The following is a 17,388-nucleotide window of genomic DNA, read 5'->3' on the forward strand; positions in this document are numbered from 1 at the left end:
CGCTCTTTAACAATAGAATCCAAGTAATCTGTGTGGGCACTCGCAGAGGGTAAGTTCTCGAAATATTGAGATTTACTCGATGAAGTTGAGTGTTCAACACTTCAGCAATTCATTGAGCATCAAACGCTTTTAATTGAAGAGTTTGATCATGGCTCAGATTGAACGCTGGCGGCAGGCTTAACACATGCAAGTCGAGCGGTAGAGGGGAGCTTGCTTCCCTTGAGAGCGGCGGACGGGTGAGTAATGCGTAGGGAGCTGCCCGATAGTGGGGGATAACCATTGGAAACGATGGCTAATACCGCATGATGTCTACGGACCAAAGAGGGGACCTTCGGGCCTCTTGCTATCGGATGCGCCTACGTGGGATTAGCTAGTTGGTGAGGTAACGGCTCACCAAGGCGACGATCCCTAGCTGGTCTGAGAGGATGATCAGCCACACTGGGACTGAGACACGGCCCAGACTCCTACGGGAGGCAGCAGTGGGGAATATTGGACAATGGGCGCAAGCCTGATCCAGCCATGCCGCGTGTGTGAAGAAGGCCTTCGGGTTGTAAAGCACTTTCAGCGAGGAGGAAAGGGGGCTAGTTAATACCTGGTTCCTGTGACGTTACTCGCAGAAGAAGCACCGGCTAACTCCGTGCCAGCAGCCGCGGTAATACGGAGGGTGCAAGCGTTAATCGGAATTACTGGGCGTAAAGCGCACGCAGGCGGTTAGTTAAGTTAGATGTGAAAGCCCCGGGCTTAACCTGGAATTGCATTTAAGACTGGCTAACTAGAGTCTTGGAGAGGGGGGTGGAATTTCCGGTGTAGCGGTGAAATGCGTAGAGATCGGAAGGAACATCAGTGGCGAAGGCGACCCCCTGGCCAAAGACTGACGCTCAGGTGCGAAAGCGTGGGGAGCAAACAGGATTAGATACCCTGGTAGTCCACGCCGTAAACGATGTCAACTTGGAGTTTGTGTTCTTGAAACGTGGACTCCGGAGCTAACGCGTTAAGTTGACCGCCTGGGGAGTACGGCCGCAAGGTTAAAACTCAAATGAATTGACGGGGGCCCGCACAAGCGGTGGAGCATGTGGTTTAATTCGATGCAACGCGAAGAACCTTACCTACTCTTGACATCCAGAGAACTTTCCAGAGATGGATTGGTGCCTTCGGGAGCTCTGAGACAGGTGCTGCATGGCTGTCGTCAGCTCGTGTTGTGAAATGTTGGGTTAAGTCCCGCAACGAGCGCAACCCTTGTCCTTTGTTGCCAGCGCGTAATGGCGGGAACTCAAAGGAGACTGCCGGTGATAAACCGGAGGAAGGTGGGGACGACGTCAAGTCATCATGGCCCTTACGAGTAGGGCTACACACGTGCTACAATGGCGCGTACAGAGGGATGCAAGCTGGCGACAGTGAGCGGATCTCATAAAGCGCGTCGTAGTCCGGATCGGAGTCTGCAACTCGACTCCGTGAAGTCGGAATCGCTAGTAATCGCAGATCAGAATGCTGCGGTGAATACGTTCCCGGGCCTTGTACACACCGCCCGTCACACCATGGGAGTGGGCTGCACCAGAAGTAGATAGCTTAACCTTCGGGAGGGCGTTTACCACGGTGTGGTTCATGACTGGGGTGAAGTCGTAACAAGGTAGCCGTAGGGGAACCTGCGGCTGGATCACCTCCTTACTAAAAGAGACTGCCGCTGCGCAGTGTCCACACAGATTACTTGGAAAGCCTGCTCTCGAGCAGGCTTTCTTGTTCTTTAACAATTCGGAAAGCTGATAACACTGCAATTTAAACGAGATTCTCAATTTACTTTGAGCGTCCGGCGAAAACCAGGTGTTAGTCACATACGACATAACGGCATTAACGTTGCTGTTTATGGTTCGCAAGCATTGCCCGGGTCTGACAAGGCCGGCGACGAATGCGGGAGGGAATGTACTTCGGTACATGACTGACCAAATGAGGAAGCCAACGCCGTCAGAGACGAGGCAGGCGCAGCGAAACCCTTCGGGGTTGTATGGTTAAGTGACTAAGCGTACAGGGTGGATGCCTAGGCAGTTGGAGGCGATGAAGGACGTGCTAATCTGCGATAAGCATTGGTGAGGTGATAAGAACCGCTTGAGCCAATGATTTCCGAATGGGGAAACCCACTGACATAAGTCAGTATCATTACGTGAATACATAGCGTAATGAGGCGAACCGGGAGAACTGAAACATCTAAGTACCCCGAGGAAAAGAAATCAAACGAGATTTCCTCAGTAGCGGCGAGCGAACGGGAAAGAGCCCAGTGTGTTTATCAGTGCTTGGTATAGTGGAACGGTATGGAAAGGCCGACGACACAGGGTGATAGTCCCGTACATGAAATGCCAGGTATTGTTGCATACGATGAGTAGGTCGGGACACGTGGTATCTTGACTGAATATGGGGGGACCATCCTCCAAGGCTAAATACTCCCAACTGACCGATAGTGAACCAGTACCGTGAGGGAAAGGCGAAAAGAACCCCGGCGAGGGGAGTGAAATAGAACCTGAAACCCTGTACGTACAAGCAGTAGGAGCCCTTCGGGGTGACTGCGTACCTCTGGATAATGGGTCAGCGACTTATATTTTGTGGCGAGGTTAACCGAATAGGGAGCCGTAGGGAAACCGAGTCTTAACTGGGCGTCCAGTCGCAAGGTATAGACCCGAAACCCGGTGATCTAGTCATGGGCAGGTTGAAGGTGCCGTAACAGGTACTGGAGGACCGAACCCACTACTGTTGCAAAAGTAGGGGATGACCTGTGATTAGGGGTGAAAGGCCAATCAAACCGGGAGATAGCTGGTTCTCCTCGAAAGCTATTTAGGTAGCGCCTCGGACGAATACCTTGGGGGGTAGAGCACTGTTTGGGCTAGGGGGTCATCCCGACTTACCAAACCCATGCGAAGCCCGAATACCCAAGAGTACTATCCGGGAGACAGACGGCGGGTGCTAACGTCCGTCGTCAAAAGGGAAACAACCCAGACCGTCAGCTAAGGTCCCAAAGTCATAGCTAAGTGGGAAACGATGTGGAAAGGCTTAGACAGCTAGGAGGTTGGCTTAGAAGCAGCCACCCTTTAAAGAAAGCGTAATAGCTCACTAGTCGAGTCGGTCTGCGCGGAAGATGTAACGGGGCTAAGCTATGCACCGAAGCTACGGGTTCACACACTGTGTGAGCGGTAGAGGAGCGTTCTGTAAGCCTGTGAAGGTGTGTCGGGAGGCATGCTGGAGGTATCAGAAGTGCGAATGCTGACATGAGTAACGTTAAAGCGGGTGAAAAACCCGCTCGCCGGAAGACCAAGGGTTCCTGTCCAACGTTAATCGGGGCAGGGTGAGTCGGCTCCTAAGGCGAGGGCGAAAGCCGTAGTCGATGGGAAACAGATTAATATTTCTGTACTTCTATGCAATGCGATGGGGGGACGGAGAAGGCTAGGCAGGCATGGCGTTGGTTGTCCATGTGAAAGTGCGTAGGCTGGGGACTTAGGCAAATCCGGGTCCCTATAAGTCGAGACACGAGACGAGTCACTACGGTGACGAAGCTGTTGATGCCACGCTTCCAGGAAAAGCCTCTAAGCTTCAGTTGCATAGGAACCGTACCCCAAACCAACACTGGTGGTCAGGTAGAGAATACCAAGGCGCTTGAGAGAACTCGGGTGAAGGAACTAGGCAAAATAGTACCGTAACTTCGGGAGAAGGTACGCTCTTGTTTGTGAAGGACTTGCTCCGTAAGCAGACGAGAGTCGCAGTGACCAGGTGGCTGGGACTGTTTATCAAAAACACAGCACTGTGCAAACTCGAAAGAGGACGTATACGGTGTGACACCTGCCCGGTGCCGGAAGGTTAATTGATGGGGTTAGCCGTAAGGTGAAGCTCTTGATCGAAGCCCCGGTAAACGGCGGCCGTAACTATAACGGTCCTAAGGTAGCGAAATTCCTTGTCGGGTAAGTTCCGACCTGCACGAATGGTGTAACCATGGCCACGCTGTCTCCACCCGAGACTCAGTGAAATTGAATTCGCTGTGAAGATGCAGTGTACCCGCGGCTAGACGGAAAGACCCCGTGAACCTTTACTACAGCTTGACACTGAACATTGAGCCTACTTGTGTAGGATAGGTGGGAGGCTATGAAACCAGGACGCCAGTTCTGGTGGAGCCAACCTTGAAATACCACCCTGGTATGTTTGATGTTCTAACTTAGACCCGTTATCCGGGTTGAGGACAGTGTCTGGTGGGTAGTTTGACTGGGGCGGTCTCCTCCCAAAACGTAACGGAGGAGCACGAAGGTTGGCTAATCCTGGTCGGACATCAGGAGGTTAGTGCAATGGCATAAGCCAGCTTAACTGCGAGACTGACACGTCGAGCAGGTACGAAAGTAGGTCATAGTGATCCGGTGGTTCTGAATGGAAGGGCCATCGCTCAACGGATAAAAGGTACTCCGGGGATAACAGGCTGATACCGCCCAAGAGTTCATATCGACGGCGGTGTTTGGCACCTCGATGTCGGCTCATCACATCCTGGGGCTGAAGTCGGTCCCAAGGGTATGGCTGTTCGCCATTTAAAGTGGTACGCGAGCTGGGTTCAGAACGTCGTGAGACAGTTCGGTCCCTATCTGCCGTGGGCGTTGGATGATTGAAGGGAGTTGCTCCTAGTACGAGAGGACCGGAGTGAACGAACCTCTGGTGTTCGGGTTGTCACGCCAGTGGCACTGCCCGGTAGCTAAGTTCGGAATCGATAACCGCTGAAAGCATCTAAGCGGGAAGCGAGCCCTGAGATGAGTCATCCCTGAGACTTCGAGTCTCCTAAAGGGTCGTTGAAGACTACGACGTTGATAGGCTGGGTGTGTAAGCGTAGTGATACGTTGAGCTAACCAGTACTAATTGCCCGTGCGGCTTAACCATACAACACCCAAAGGGTTTTGTAGGACGCCAAAGAAGGCGAGAAACTCGCAAGCAGTGTTATCAGCTAATCCGAATTGAATAAGTTGGCCCGCAAGGGCGGACTTAAATGAATTCGCCTGGCGGCAATAGCGCTGTGGAACCACCTGAACCCATTCCGAACTCAGAAGTGAAACGCAGCCGCGCCGATGGTAGTGTGGCATTCGCCATGTGAGAGTAGGTCACCGCCAGGCACCTAACACGAAACGCAAAACCCCCGACCGAAAGGCCGGGGGTTTTTGCATTTTACGTCCTGTAAAATGGCCTGCCGCCCAGCTAACGCTGTCCCAAGCTGTTCCTGACAGCTTGGTCGGTTATTTAAGGGCCTACTCCAATGAATTAGCCCCGCCTTCCTTGAAACCTTCCCCGGCAAGTCACCTGGGGCGCACATTTTTGCAGTCGCGCTCTGCTGAGTGCATATCCAACCTCAGCTGCAATCTCCGCCAAGAACAGCCTTCTGCAGAGAGCTAACGAAAGTCCCTGGATGAAATCGAGAGCGTATCTAGCCAGGTACTGCGATCCGTGAGCTTGCCGGCAATGACATGGACCAGAGGGCCGTCTTTCTCCACTATGCCGGCCACTTCCAAGAGCTTGGCTTTCAGGTAGGGCTGGCGTTGATGGTGGGCGGTGGCGGCCCAAACGACCAGGTTGATGTTGCCTGTCTCATCTTCCAAGGTGATGAAGGTCACCCCTGAAGCCGTGCCGGGCCTTTGCCGGCCCGTGACCAACCCTACCACTTGGATGGACTGACCGTGTTGACAGCTCTGTAGCTTGTCTGCGGGAGTCGCCTTCTTGAAATGTCCCTTCTGACGCAATAGGGCTAGAGGGTGAGTCCCCAGAGTCAGACCCAACTGCTGGTAGTCGCTGAGCATGGCTTCCATTTTGGTGGGGGCATGTATCTGGGGCTGTGGTTGTAATGCTTTCACCTGACTGGTGAAGAGTGGCAACTGCTCGCCCAGGCTGGCACTTTGCCAACTGGCTTGGAAACGATCGCCATGGAGGCTGTCCAAGGCGCCCACGGCTGCCATCATCTCTTGCTGGGCTTGGGGGACAGTGGCCAGGGCTGCCTTCAGGTCTAGCGTCTGGCGCTGCTCTACAAAATGACGTAATGCCTTCTCCTTGCCTCCTTTGATCAAACAGAGCCCCAACCTCAGTGCATCGCCTTCCAACTTGTGCTCATAGTCTGAATGGCTGGCGTCCACCGGCAGCACCTTGACTCCATGGCGGCGGGCATCTTGGATCAGCTGTGACGGGCTATAGAAACCCATGGGTTGGCTGTTGAGGAGAGCACAGCAGAAGGCGGCACGGTAATGGCATTTCAGCCAAGCAGAAATGTAGACCAGCAGGGCAAAGCTGGCCGAATGGGATTCGGGAAAGCCGTAGCCGGAAAAACCTTTGATCTGCTCGAAGATCCGCTGAGCAAAGTCCAGTGGGTAACCTTTGGCCAGCATGCCGTCGACCAGCTTTTGCCTGAACACTTCGATGTGACCATGGCGAGACCAGTTGGCCATGGCTCTGCGTAGCTGATCGGCTTCGCCGGCAGTGAAGCCGGCCGCGATCATGGCGATCTCAATGGCTTGTTCCTGGAAAAGGGGGACTCCCATAGTTCGCTTGAGCACCTTCTCCAAAGCTGGGGAGGGGTAGGTGACGGGCTCTATGCCATTACGGCGTTTGAGAAAAGGATGGACCATGTCCCCTTGTATGGGCCCGGGACGCACTATGGCCACTTCGATGACCAAGTCGTAGAAGCATGCGGGTTTGAGTCTTGGCAGCATGTTGCTTTGGGCTCGGGACTCTACTTGAAATACGCCGACATTGTCTGCCCGCTGCAGCATGGCGTAGACGGCTTTGTCATCGGGAGGGATATTGGCCAGGGTCAGCCTGGGGCCGCCATGCCGGGCGACAAGGTCAAAGCATTTTCGGATCGCGGTCAACATCCCCAGCGCCAGCACATCCACTTTCATCAAACCGAGACTCTCCAGGTCGTCCTTGTCCCATTGAATGATGGTCCTACCGGCCATGGCGGCATTTTCCTGAGGCACCAAGTGGTCAAGGGGACCCTGACTGATGACGAAACCGCCCACATGCTGGGATAGATGCCGGGGAAAGCCGATCAGGGTATCGATGAGGATCAGGAACTCCGGCCAGAGTCCGCCGCGCTCGGCGCAGAGGCGGCGAAGTTGATCCCGCCAAGGCTCCAGTTTGTCGCCCCTGTCCAGTTGGCTTAGCAGGCTCTCGATACTGGCTTGCTCCAGGCCAAGGGCTTTACCGATATCCCGTATGGCACTTCGGGAGCGGTAGGTGACCACAGTTGCGGTCAAGGCGGTACGGGCCCTGCCATAGCGGCGGTAGATGTATTGGATCACTTCTTCCCTGCGTTCGTGCTCAAAGTCTACGTCTATGTCGGGAGGCTCCTTGCGCTCCCTGGATACAAAGCGCTCGAAGAGCAGGTTGGCCGTATCCGGATCCACCCCCGTGATCCCCAGGCTGAAGCAGACAGCGGAGTTGGCGGCAGAGCCCCGGCCCTGGCAGAGGATCCCCTGGCCTCTGGCGAAGTTGACGATATCGTAGAGGGTCAGGAAGTAGTGCTCGTAGCCCAGTTCCTGGATCAGGTCCAACTCCTTGTTGATTAGCCCTCTGACTTTGGCCGACGGCCCCTTGGGATAATGGCGTGCGAGACCGGTTTCCACTTCCTGGCGCAGGTACTGGCTGGCGTCCAGGCCGGCCGGTAGCCATTCGTCGGGATAGCGGTAGCGGAGCTCTGTCAGCTGGAAGTGGCAGAGCGCCGCTATCTTCAGGCTTTCCCGGCGCCAGTCGGGAGGGTAGATCTGTTCAAGGGCTGGAAGTGGCTGAAGGGCCGCCTCCCTGTTGGACAACAGACGCCAACCCGCTTCCTGCACTGTGCGGTGATGACGCAGGGCCGTCAGGCAGTCCAATAGCTTATGGCGGCCAGGCTCATGCATCAGTACCAAGGGAGCAGCCACTATGGGAATGCTTCTGGTCTTGGCCAGCAGAGCAAGGGCGGTCAGCCGCTTGTCCTCTTCGCTGCCAAAGGTGCGCCCCAGCGCCAGCCAAAGCCGCTTTTCAAAGTGCCTGAGCAGCCAATCGGCTTCCTCTTTCCATCCCTCTTCACCGGGCTGCCAGAGTGCCAATAGGTGGCGGAGTTGGGTCAATTCATCGCGAGCCAGGCGGTATTGCCCCTTGGGGGCACTGCGGCGCCCAAGGGATATCAAGGCGCAGAGCTCCTGATAGGCGGCCAGGCTGGGGGCCAACAGGGTCAGGCATAATCCGCACTCCAACCTGAAATGGCTGCCGACGATGAGCTTGATGGGGGTGTCCCTGGCGGCGTTGAATGCCCTGACCACGCCAGCGACGGAGCATTCATCGGTAATGGCAATGGCTTGGTAACCGAGTTCCAGTGCTGTCTTGATCATCTCTTCCGGATGAGAGGCTCCCTTGAGGAAACTGAAATTGGTCAGGGTGCGGAGCTGGGCGAACATCAGCCAAACCAGCCGTGCAGATACCAGCCCTCATCCTTGTCCAAAAAGATCCAGCAGAGGCCGCCTTGGGGATGGCGGGCTATAAAATAATCACGCTGTATGGCCTGCTGCCACCAGCCGTTTTCCAGGCGCTCCGGGCCACGCAATAGCACAGGTATTTCTTCCAAGGGCTCGGGCTTTTCCAACAGCCACAGTGGCCTGAGGCCATTCAAGGGGCGCACGGCATTTCCTGCTCCTGGGCTGACCCAAGCTTGGGCCTTTTCTGGGCAATGGTTCTCTACCAGACAGAGTCCTTGCACAGCGGACTCGCCGAGGCGGGTGATCAGGCGACCCAACAAGGGTTCATCGGGGCGAGGCGGGGTGAATAGACCTTTGCTCTGGCGCTGCCTGGGGCTGAGCTGTGCTGCTTTGAGGGTCAGGGCTAGTACGGGGCTGTCGAGCTGTAGCTTCTCGAGCTGCAGTTGGACAATAGCGCGCCAATCCTCGGCCCGGTGCAGCGGCTCGGCCCCCGCCATGACCAGATCCAGGCTGGGACCCTGGCGGAAATGAAGATTCAGTTGCAAGCGTTCACAGGCCAGCTGGCGTTTTTCGAGGAACAACGCCAAGGCTTCAAGCAAGGGGCCCAGTGGGAACAACAGTCCTTGGGCCCTTTCCACTTCATGGATGAAGTCGAGACGTCGCTCGAACTGTTCGGAAGGATGGTAGAGCTGACGAGCTTCCTTGAGGCTGCCGTCAAGGCGGCCCAGTGTCGACAGCAAGGGAGCACCATAGCGTTGTCCCAACTCCTGGCGGGGTAGGGCCAGCAGTTGGCCAAGCTGACGCAGGCCAGCCCGTGCCAGTTTGGCTTCCAAGTTCAGGGGGAGTTCCAGGGCCGATACCGGCAGGGCCAGCAGGGCTTGCCAACCTTGTTGTGGGCTGGCCGGACCTATCTCGGCCCTGGCGAGCAACCTGGCTGCCAGAGGGGTCGTGCCCATACCGGGTTGCAGCCTGTGTCCTAAGGCTTGCAGCTTGTCCTGCAGGCAGGCCAGCAGGGCCTGGTCATTGCCATAGAGGCGCTGCATCGAAGACAGCTCCACCAGCAGGCCGTCCGGCGGCACCAGGCTCAGTGGGCCGGCAAGGTCGTAGCAGCTGTCGGCCAGGGCCTGTAGGCCCTGGTGGCATTGCAGTGGACTGACGCTGAGAGCCTTGAGGTCTGGGCTTAGGGTCAAGGCGCCGGCCAGGGACATGCCCTTATCAAGGCCGGCGGCCAGGGCCGCCGGGTTGAGACATTGCAGTTGTTGCCGGTTGTCCAGGGTCGCCAGGGGCTTCTCCTGGGGAAGACCTCGGCTGGCAAGTTCCAGGGGCAGGTCGGGAAAATGCAGGTACAGCCAGCGCATCAGTGCTCCCAGGGCCCTCTCAGCACCTTGGCGCCGACGATATGTTCATCACCCAAGTCCAACGGCTGGGCAGGCAGAGGCCAGCCACCGCGGCGCTTCTCCACGGCCAGCTCTACGACCTTGTTCCGGGCTTCCAGGCGCAGGCGCAGGGCGGCAGGGCTCTGAGGCCGGCCACGGCGGTGGAAGAAGATGCCCAGGGTGTCGCCTTTCTGGGCCGCCAGTTGCAGGCGGCGCAGCTGCACGTCGTTGATGGCCCGGGGCCAGGCCAGCACGGCACTGCAGTTGCCGCTTTTCAGCGCCTGCTCCAGGGTCCAGAGCTCGTCCTTCACCTTACTGGGATGGATCACCAGTACTCGGGACAGATCCACGCCGGCGGCGGCCAAGGCTGGGGCATAGGGGACATGGGGAGGGGCGATGAAGATGATCCAGCGCTTCTGCTGTGACAGCCTTGCCAACATCGGAACCAGTAGCCGCAGCTCACCTATACCGTCCTGGCGGTAAAAGATCTCGGTGATAGCCCCCTTGGGTAAGCCCATGCCAGGCAGGCACTCATCCAGTTGGGCATAGCCTGTCGCCTCGGCGGGCAGTTCCTGTTGCCAATGGCGGCCAGTCCAGACGTTGTGCTGTTGCAGCAGTTGGTTCAAGCGAGGATCCATGTTCATCTCCGTATACTGTAATCATATACAGTGTATGGGCATACAGTAATGCTGGCTGAGGGAACTGGCAAGCAAGTTGCTGAAAAAAGATCCAAGAAGTTGCCTAACAAGCTGTATGGGAAGATCTTTTTTTGAGCATATGGAGGGAGTGCCAAATGGTGCCCCTGAAGGGCTGGAGCAGGAGATCGGATGTTTGAGCGGCGCAAAATGGGCTAACATCAGCGCTGATTGTGAAACTCACACACGGAAACCCCATGATTATCAAGCCCAAGATCCGCGGCTTCATCTGTACTACTGCCCACCCCAAGGGCTGTGAAGCCAACATTCTGGAACAGATCAACTACACCAAAGAGCACCCGGCCATCGAGAATGGTCCCAAGCGCGTGCTGGTGATTGGCAGTTCCAGCGGTTACGGCATGCCGTCCCGTATCGCCGCTACCTTCGGCGCCGGCGCGGCTACCCTGGGTGTCTTCTTCGAGAAGCCGGGCAGCGACAGCAAGACGGGGACTGCCGGTTTCTACAACGCCGTGGCTTTCGACAAGCTGGCCACAGAGGCGGGCTTCTACGCCAAGTCCATCAATGGTGATGCCTTCTCCCATGAGGTGAAGCAGAAAGCCATCGACACCATCAAAGAAGATCTTGGCCAGGTGGATCTGGTGGTTTATTCCATCGCCTCCCCGGTACGCAAGCTTCCCGATACCGGTGAGCTGGTCCGTTCCACCCTCAAGCCTATCGGCCAGCCTTACAGCGCCACGGCCGTGGACACCAACAAGGACGAGATCATCTCCGTGGACGTGGAGCCTGCCAATGAGCAGGAGATCCAGGACACCATCACCGTCATGGGTGGCCAGGACTGGGAGCTGTGGATCAAGGCCCTGAACGAGGCTGGCGTACTGGCCGAAGGCTGCAAATCCATCGCCTACAGCTACATCGGCACCGAGATCACCTGGCCCATCTACTGGCACGGCAGCATCGGCAAGGCCAAGGAAGATCTGGACCGCGCCGCCGACGCCATCGACACCTTGCTCAAGGGCAAAGGTGGCGAGGCCCATGTAGCCGTGCTCAAGTCCGTGGTGACCCAGGCCAGCTCCGCCATTCCCGTAATGCCGCTCTACATTGCCATCGTCTACAAGGTGATGAAGGAAAAAGGCCTGCACGAAGGCACCATGGAGCACGTGTTCCGCCTGTTCAGCCAGCAACTGTACAAGGCCGATGGCGCCCCTTGCGATACCGACGACAAGAACCGTATCCGCATGGACGACTGGGAACTCCAGGAAGAAGTGCAGTCCGCCTGCAAGGCTCTGTGGAGCCAGGTGACTACCCAGAACCTGCGCGACCTGACTGACTACGACGGCTACAAGGAAGAGTTCCTCAAGCTGTTCGGTTTCGGCCTGGACGAGGTGGATTACGACGCCGACGCCAACCCCAACCCGCCGCAGCAATTCATTGAAGTGTAAAGAAGAAGGGGCCTTGTGCCCCTTCTTTGTTGTCGGCTTTTTACAAACTGCGTAATATAAACCCCTGCTGAAAACCCATAACAAAAAAATAACGGGGCTTTGCCTCCGTCCTGAGGGGACTGACGTGGGACGAAAATACATTTTTGGCCTTCTGGGCCTGTTGCTGTTACCTGCCGCCATGGCCGACACCATGGTTATCAGCCACAGGGGCGGTGCCGGCCTGGCGCCGGAGAATACCCTGGCGGCCATCCAGAAAGGATTGAGGCTGGGGGTGGACGCCATCGAAGTGGATGTGCGCCGCTCCAAGGACGGTGCCCTGGTGGTCTTTCACGACAGCCAACTGGCCCGTACCACCAATGGCAAGGGCGCCGTCAGCGACTTCACCCTGGCCGAGCTGGTTCAACTGGACGCCGGCTCCTGGTTTGGCCCCCAGTTCCAGGATCAGACCATTCCGACCCTGGCCCAGGTGATGGACGCCATGGCCCATAGTCTGCCCAAGCTGGTGTTGGAGCTCAAAGAGCCTGGCCTGGAGCGGCAGGTGCTGGACATGATCCGCGACCACAACATGCAGGACAGGGTGCTGATCAAGGCCTTCGACCCCAGGATCCTGGCCACCTTTTCCCAGTTGGCGCCCGCTATTCCCCGCCTCTACAGCTTCTTTGGCTGGAATGACCGTTTCAACCTGCTGATGGACGACCAGATCCGGCGCATCAATCCTTTGGATCTGTCGGTCAACTATCTGCAGATCTACTACAGCTTCCTGGACAAGGACTTCATGGCCAAGGCCAGGGACAGGGGTATCAAGGTCATCGCCTGGGGGGTTCAGTCCCGCAAGGTGATGGAAGAGATGCTGGCCCTGGGGGTCGATGGCATCGAGACCGACTACCCCGACCGGCTCGCCAGCCTGATGGCCGAACAGCGGCCCAAGCCGATGGCGCTGGGCTACAACAGGAATTGACAAAAGGGCCGTCAGGGCCCTTTTTTAATGGATGCGCATCCTATTGCTTTGCCCTTTGCTGGCGGCCTGCCAGTCCAGCATCCCCTGCAACCAGGGGGGCCTTCCCAACCTGGATCCTGCTCCCCTGCTGGCGGATGTGCGCGTCCTGGCCAGCCCTGAGATGAACGGGCGAAGGCCCGGCACCCCAGGCCACCAGCACGCCGAGGACTACATCCGCTCCCGTTTCGCCGGCCTCGGCTATCAGGTGTTGACCCAGGCCGTGCCCCAAGGGGGCGACAACATCATCGCCTACAGGGGCCAGCCCCGGATCTGGCTGCTGGCCCATTATGACCACCTCGGTGTCGGCTTCCCCGGTGCCGACGACAACGCCTCTGGGGTGGCGGTGCTGCTGGCGTTGGCGGCCCGTTACCAAGGCGACATCGCCTTTATCGCCACCGACAGCGAGGAAGAGGGCCTCTATGGTGCCAAGGCGCTGCTGGCGGCCCCGCCATTGCCCCTGCCCAAGCTGGTGATCAACTTCGACATGGTGGGCCATGGCCCCGTGCTCTATGCCGCCGGCACCCACGACAACCCCGGCTTCAAGCCCCTGGTGCTGGCCCTGGCCAAGGACGCTCCCCTCTGCCTGCGCATCGGCCACGACAGGCGCGAACAACAAAGGGGCTCGGCCCAGATGACCGATTGGCGGAATGCCTCAGACCATGCCCCTTTTCGCAAGGCCGGCATCCCCTATCTCTACTTCGGCAACGACGTCCATGCCGACTACCACCAGCGCTCCGACGTCGCCAGCCATATCAGGCCCGACTTCCTGGCCGGGGTGGCCGAGACGGCCCTGGAGCTGTTAAACCGTTTGGATGACAAAGGCTTAGCGCCATGGCAGGGTAACGAAAACGGAGGTAAGCATGAGTAAAGTGATGACCGATTCCCTGGGGGAGGTGGTGCTACCTGACGGCGCCCTCTACGGCCCCCAGACCCAGCGGGCGGTGAACAACTTCAAGCTGTCGGGCCAAGCCATGCCCTGGCGTTTCCTGGCCGCCCTTATCGAGATCAAGCGGGCCGCCGCCCAGACCCACCTGACCCTGGGGGAGCTGGATGACACCAAGGCCGAGGCCATCATCAGGGCCGCCGATCAGCTGCTGGCAGACAAGCCCCTGAAGGCCTTCCCGGTGGAGGTGTTCCAGACCGGCTCCGGCACCTCCAGCAACATGAACGTCAACGAGGTGATAGCGAACCTCGCCGGCAACGGCGTCTCCCCCAACGACGACGTCAACATGGGCCAGAGTTCCAACGACACTGTGCCGGCCGCCCTCCAGCTCTCGGTCTTGCAGGGACTGGAGAAGCAGCTGCTGCCGAGGCTCCATCACCTGGCCAAGGTGATAGAGCAGAAGGCGGCGAGCCTCGACGGTGTGGTCAAGACGGGCCGCACCCACCTGATGGACGCCATGCCGCTCACCTTCGGCCAGGAGCTCACCACCTGGCAGGTACAACTCGAAGGGGTGGAAACCGAGATCCGCCACGCCATACAGCGGCTGTCGCAGCTGCCGCTGGGGGGGACGGCCGTCGGTACCGGCATCAACGCCCATCCGCAGCTGGCGGACGGCGTCTGTGTGCGCCTTTGTGAGCGGCTGCACCTGCACGTGGAAGCCCACGACTGGCCCTTTGCCCACATGGCCGCCCAGGAAGCCCCTCTGGCCGCCTCGGCGGCGCTGCGCCAACTGGCGGTGGTGCTGATGAAGGTGAGCAACGATCTGCGCTGGATGAATTCCGGGCCCCTGGCTGGCCTTGGCGAGATCAGCCTGCCGGCCCTACAGCCCGGCTCCAGCATCATGCCCGGCAAGGTCAACCCGGTGATCCCCGAGGCCCTGGCCATGGTCTGCGCCCAGGTGATGGGGCTGGACGCCGCCAACGCCATCGCCGCCCAGAGCGGCAATTTCCAGCTCAACGTCATGCTGCCGCTGCTGGTCCACAACCTCAATCAGATGGTGGATCTGCTGGCCAACGGTTGCGAGCACCTGGCCGACAAGGCCATCAAGGACTTCACCGTCAACCAGGCCAGGGTCGACGAGAGCCTGGAAAAGAACCCGATACTGGTCACGGCCCTCAACAGCGAGATAGGCTATCTGCAAGCTGCCGCCATCGCCAAGAAGGCCTACGCCGAAGGGCGGCCCATATTGGAGGTGGCCAAGGAAGAAACCGATCTGGGCGAAGCCCAGCTCAAGGACTTGTTGGATCCCGCCAAACTGTGCAGACCTTTTGATGAATGAATACGGATACTGGCTCGACAGCAGGGAAGCCCTGACCCAGGGCGAGCGCGGCGAGGCCCTGACCGAGCCGAGACCGGCCTGGTTGCACCTGGACCGCACCCAGGAGCAGAGCCGCAAACTGCTCAAGGCGGTTTTTCCCCGCCACCTGGTGGACGCCGCCCTGACCGAGGAGCCCAGGCCGCGCTGGCAGTGGGACGGGGATCGGGCTTTGCTGCTGATACTGCGCGGCATCAACTTCAACCCTGGCAAGGAGGCCGAGGACATGGTCTCCTTGCGCTGCATGGTCAGTGACCGCAACCTGGTGACCCTGGCTGGCCAGGGACTCAAGTCGGTCAAGGAAGCGGCCGAGAAGCTGGGCAAGCCGGGGGAGGGGGCCAGCACCTGGCAGGTGTTGGGAGACATACTGCGCAACCTGATCCGCGGTGCCGATGAACACCTCAAGCACCTCACCGAAGAGCTGCTGGACATGGAAGGGGACTGGCTGGAACGCAAGCGGGATCTGCGCTCTACTGTGCTGGTGCTGGAGCGCAAGCTGATCAGCCTGCGCCGCTACCTCGAGCCCCAGCAGGGCATGCTCGAAGATCTGACCGACGAGTTGGAAGATGAGCTGGAGGCCGAGCCTTTGCGGCTGCTGCTGGATATCCAGGACCGCATGACCCGGCTGTTGGAAAGCCTCAACCTGCTGCGCGAGCGCATCAAGCTGCTGCGGGATGACATGAACGCCGAGCGCGACGCCCAGATGAACAAGACCCTCTACCTCTTGTCCATCGTCACTGCCCTGTTCCTGCCGCTGTCGGTCATCACAGGCTACTTCGGCATGAACGTCGGTGGCCTGCCCTGGGTGGAAGACAAGGACGGCTGGCTCTGGGTCAGTGCCCTGATGGGGGGCTGTTTCGTGCTGTCGGGGCTATTGATGTGGTGGCGGCGCTGGTTCTGAGCCGCTATCATGGCGCCTGGAAAAAACAGCCCCATCGGAGTCATGCATGCTCAAGCCCAGGCAACAGGCCAAGACAGTCGTCAACCGCCCCCATCTCGATGCCCAAGTTCCTCAGCACCTGGTGTTGGGCAAGGACGAACTGGCCCTGTCCCAGGACGTCATCACTGACTTCGGTTGGAAAGACGGCGACCATCTGCTGGTGAGCCAGGAAGGCGGCAGCCTGCTGGTGACCAACCTGTCCCAGCGCGACCTGTCCCTGGCCCGCTTCAACCGCGAAGCGCGCGGCATCATCCGTGCCCTGGAGGACGACGCTTCCTCCCTGCGCCGGGTGCGGGTCTTCCACAAGGGCACCCTGATACAGCAGCTCGAAGCCGACGAAGAGCACCAGTGCGACGAGCACTGCGAGCACTGAGAAAAGCCGCCCCAGGGCGGCTTTTTCATGCCCAGTGGCGGGTGTCCAGGCCGTAGAAGGCGCTCAGCATCTCGTACATCTGGGGCTCGGCCTCGGCCAGCTCCAAACCCCGCTCGAAAAAGACCTCCGACACCACGGCGAAGAATTCCGCCGGGTTGGTGGCCCCGTAAGGGTCGATAAGGCCGTGCTCGCCCCTGGCCACGGCCAGGCAGTGGCGGTCGAAGGCGGCCTGGAACACCGCCTGCCAGCGCTTGGCCTGGGGCAGGCTGCCCTGCAGCGGCGCGCCCGTGGCTGAGCCTTTGGCCTGGTCCAGCTGGTGGGCGAATTCATGGATCACCAGGTTGGTGCCGTCAAAGGGGTAGGCGGCCGAATAGAGGCAATCGTTCCAGCTCAGCACCACCCTGCCGTCGTGCCAGGACTCTCCCGCCAGATGGCGCCCATTCGGATCTATCACGCCGCCGGCCAAGCGCTGGGGAGCGGCATTGATGTAGCCTTCGGGATAGAGGTAGAGGGTGTGCACATTGGGGTAGGCCGGCTCATCCCTGCCCAGCAGCAACAGGCAGGCCTGGGCCGCCACCAGCAGCCGCATCCGACTGTTGACCCTGAGCCCTTCGCAGCCCACGAAGTCCACCCGGCTGAGGAACGCCATCATCAACCCTTCCAGCTTCTCCCGCATCGGACTGGGCAGCCGGGCATATAGGGGCATGTCCCTGGCCAACTGGCGACGTTGGCCTGCGGTCAGCGGCCTTTCCCTGCGCTTGTAGTAACGGGCCAGCCATTGATCGCCGTACAGCCACCAGGCGATGAGGGCGGCACAGAGTATTACCAGTATCGTGATGGCCAAGGTCGTTCCTCTTCAAGGCTTTACTCCAAGGTGGGGATCAGGCGGGCAAATTGCAATG

General features: G+C 58.8%; 10 protein-coding genes and 3 rRNA genes. 9 read left to right on the plus strand and 4 right to left on the minus strand.

Translation table 11 applies throughout. The features are described 5' to 3' along the window. Positions 1–130: 130 nt before the first annotated feature. From PVT67_RS06075 to rrf, 3 genes are all read left to right on the plus strand, one after another. Positions 131–1,665 (plus strand): 16S ribosomal RNA (locus PVT67_RS06075). Between the two features lie 336 nt (positions 1,666–2,001). Beyond that, positions 2,002–4,893 (plus strand): 23S ribosomal RNA (locus PVT67_RS06080). Between the two features lie 115 nt (positions 4,894–5,008). Further along, positions 5,009–5,123: ribosomal RNA gene (gene rrf, locus PVT67_RS06085) — 5S ribosomal RNA — on the plus strand. The 16S, 23S and 5S rRNA genes sit together here, the layout of an rRNA operon. A 273-nt stretch (positions 5,124–5,396) precedes the next feature. Here the strand turns inward: rrf and PVT67_RS06090 are convergent. From PVT67_RS06090 to imuA, 3 genes are read right to left on the minus strand one after another with little or no spacing between them, the layout of a single operon-like run. Then, positions 5,397–8,429 (minus strand): error-prone DNA polymerase, encoded by a 3,033-nt coding sequence (locus PVT67_RS06090; protein WP_301498885.1) that lies wholly within the window; start codon positions 8,427–8,429, stop codon positions 5,397–5,399. After that, positions 8,429–9,805 carry a Y-family DNA polymerase gene (locus tag PVT67_RS06095; protein WP_301498887.1) on the minus strand — a complete coding sequence of 459 codons (1,377 nt, stop codon included), beginning with the start codon at positions 9,803–9,805 and terminating at the stop codon, positions 8,429–8,431. Before PVT67_RS06095 ends, PVT67_RS06090 begins: the two co-directional genes overlap by 1 nt. Next, positions 9,805–10,461: a translesion DNA synthesis-associated protein ImuA gene (imuA, locus tag PVT67_RS06100; RefSeq protein ID WP_301498889.1), complete on the minus strand. Its 657-nt coding sequence runs from the start codon at positions 10,459–10,461 to the stop codon at positions 9,805–9,807. The genes PVT67_RS06095 and imuA overlap by 1 nt, the downstream gene beginning before the upstream one ends. A gap of 254 nt (positions 10,462–10,715) precedes the next feature. On the opposite strand from imuA, the gene fabV reads away from it, so the two are divergent. From fabV to PVT67_RS06130, 6 genes are all read left to right on the plus strand, one after another. Beyond that, positions 10,716–11,918, plus strand: coding sequence for an enoyl-ACP reductase FabV (gene fabV / locus PVT67_RS06105; RefSeq protein WP_301498891.1), 1,203 nt, complete (start codon positions 10,716–10,718; stop codon positions 11,916–11,918). 124 nt (positions 11,919–12,042) lie between these two features. Then, positions 12,043–12,876 (plus strand): glycerophosphodiester phosphodiesterase, encoded by an 834-nt coding sequence (locus PVT67_RS06110; protein WP_301498893.1) that lies wholly within the window; start codon positions 12,043–12,045, stop codon positions 12,874–12,876. A gap of 31 nt (positions 12,877–12,907) precedes the next feature. After that, the gene (locus PVT67_RS06115; RefSeq protein ID WP_301498895.1) at positions 12,908–13,783 is read left to right on the plus strand and encodes a M28 family peptidase; all 876 of its coding nucleotides are present in this window, start codon (positions 12,908–12,910) and stop codon (positions 13,781–13,783) included. Beyond that, on the plus strand, positions 13,776–15,137 hold the full coding sequence (locus tag PVT67_RS06120; protein WP_301498897.1) for a class II fumarate hydratase: 1,362 nt from the start codon (positions 13,776–13,778) through the stop codon (positions 15,135–15,137). The genes PVT67_RS06115 and PVT67_RS06120 overlap by 8 nt, the downstream gene beginning before the upstream one ends. Next, a complete protein-coding gene (locus tag PVT67_RS06125) occupies positions 15,130–16,074 on the plus strand; it encodes a CorA family divalent cation transporter (protein ID WP_301498899.1) in 945 nt (314 codons plus the stop codon). Before PVT67_RS06120 ends, PVT67_RS06125 begins: the two co-directional genes overlap by 8 nt. Positions 16,075–16,120: 46 nt before the next feature. Continuing rightward, a complete protein-coding gene (locus PVT67_RS06130; protein ID WP_301498902.1) occupies positions 16,121–16,486 on the plus strand; it encodes a hypothetical protein in 366 nt (121 codons plus the stop codon). A 25-nt stretch (positions 16,487–16,511) separates the two neighbouring features. Here PVT67_RS06130 and PVT67_RS06135 read toward each other — a convergent pair whose 3' ends face one another. Then, positions 16,512–17,330: a M90 family metallopeptidase gene (locus tag PVT67_RS06135; RefSeq protein WP_301498904.1), complete on the minus strand. Its 819-nt coding sequence runs from the start codon at positions 17,328–17,330 to the stop codon at positions 16,512–16,514. Positions 17,331–17,388: the final 58 nt, after the last annotated feature.

The sequence above is a fragment of the Gallaecimonas kandeliae genome, from assembly GCF_030450055.1.
GTDB classification, from domain to species: Bacteria; Pseudomonadota; Gammaproteobacteria; order Enterobacterales; family Gallaecimonadaceae; genus Gallaecimonas; species Gallaecimonas kandeliae.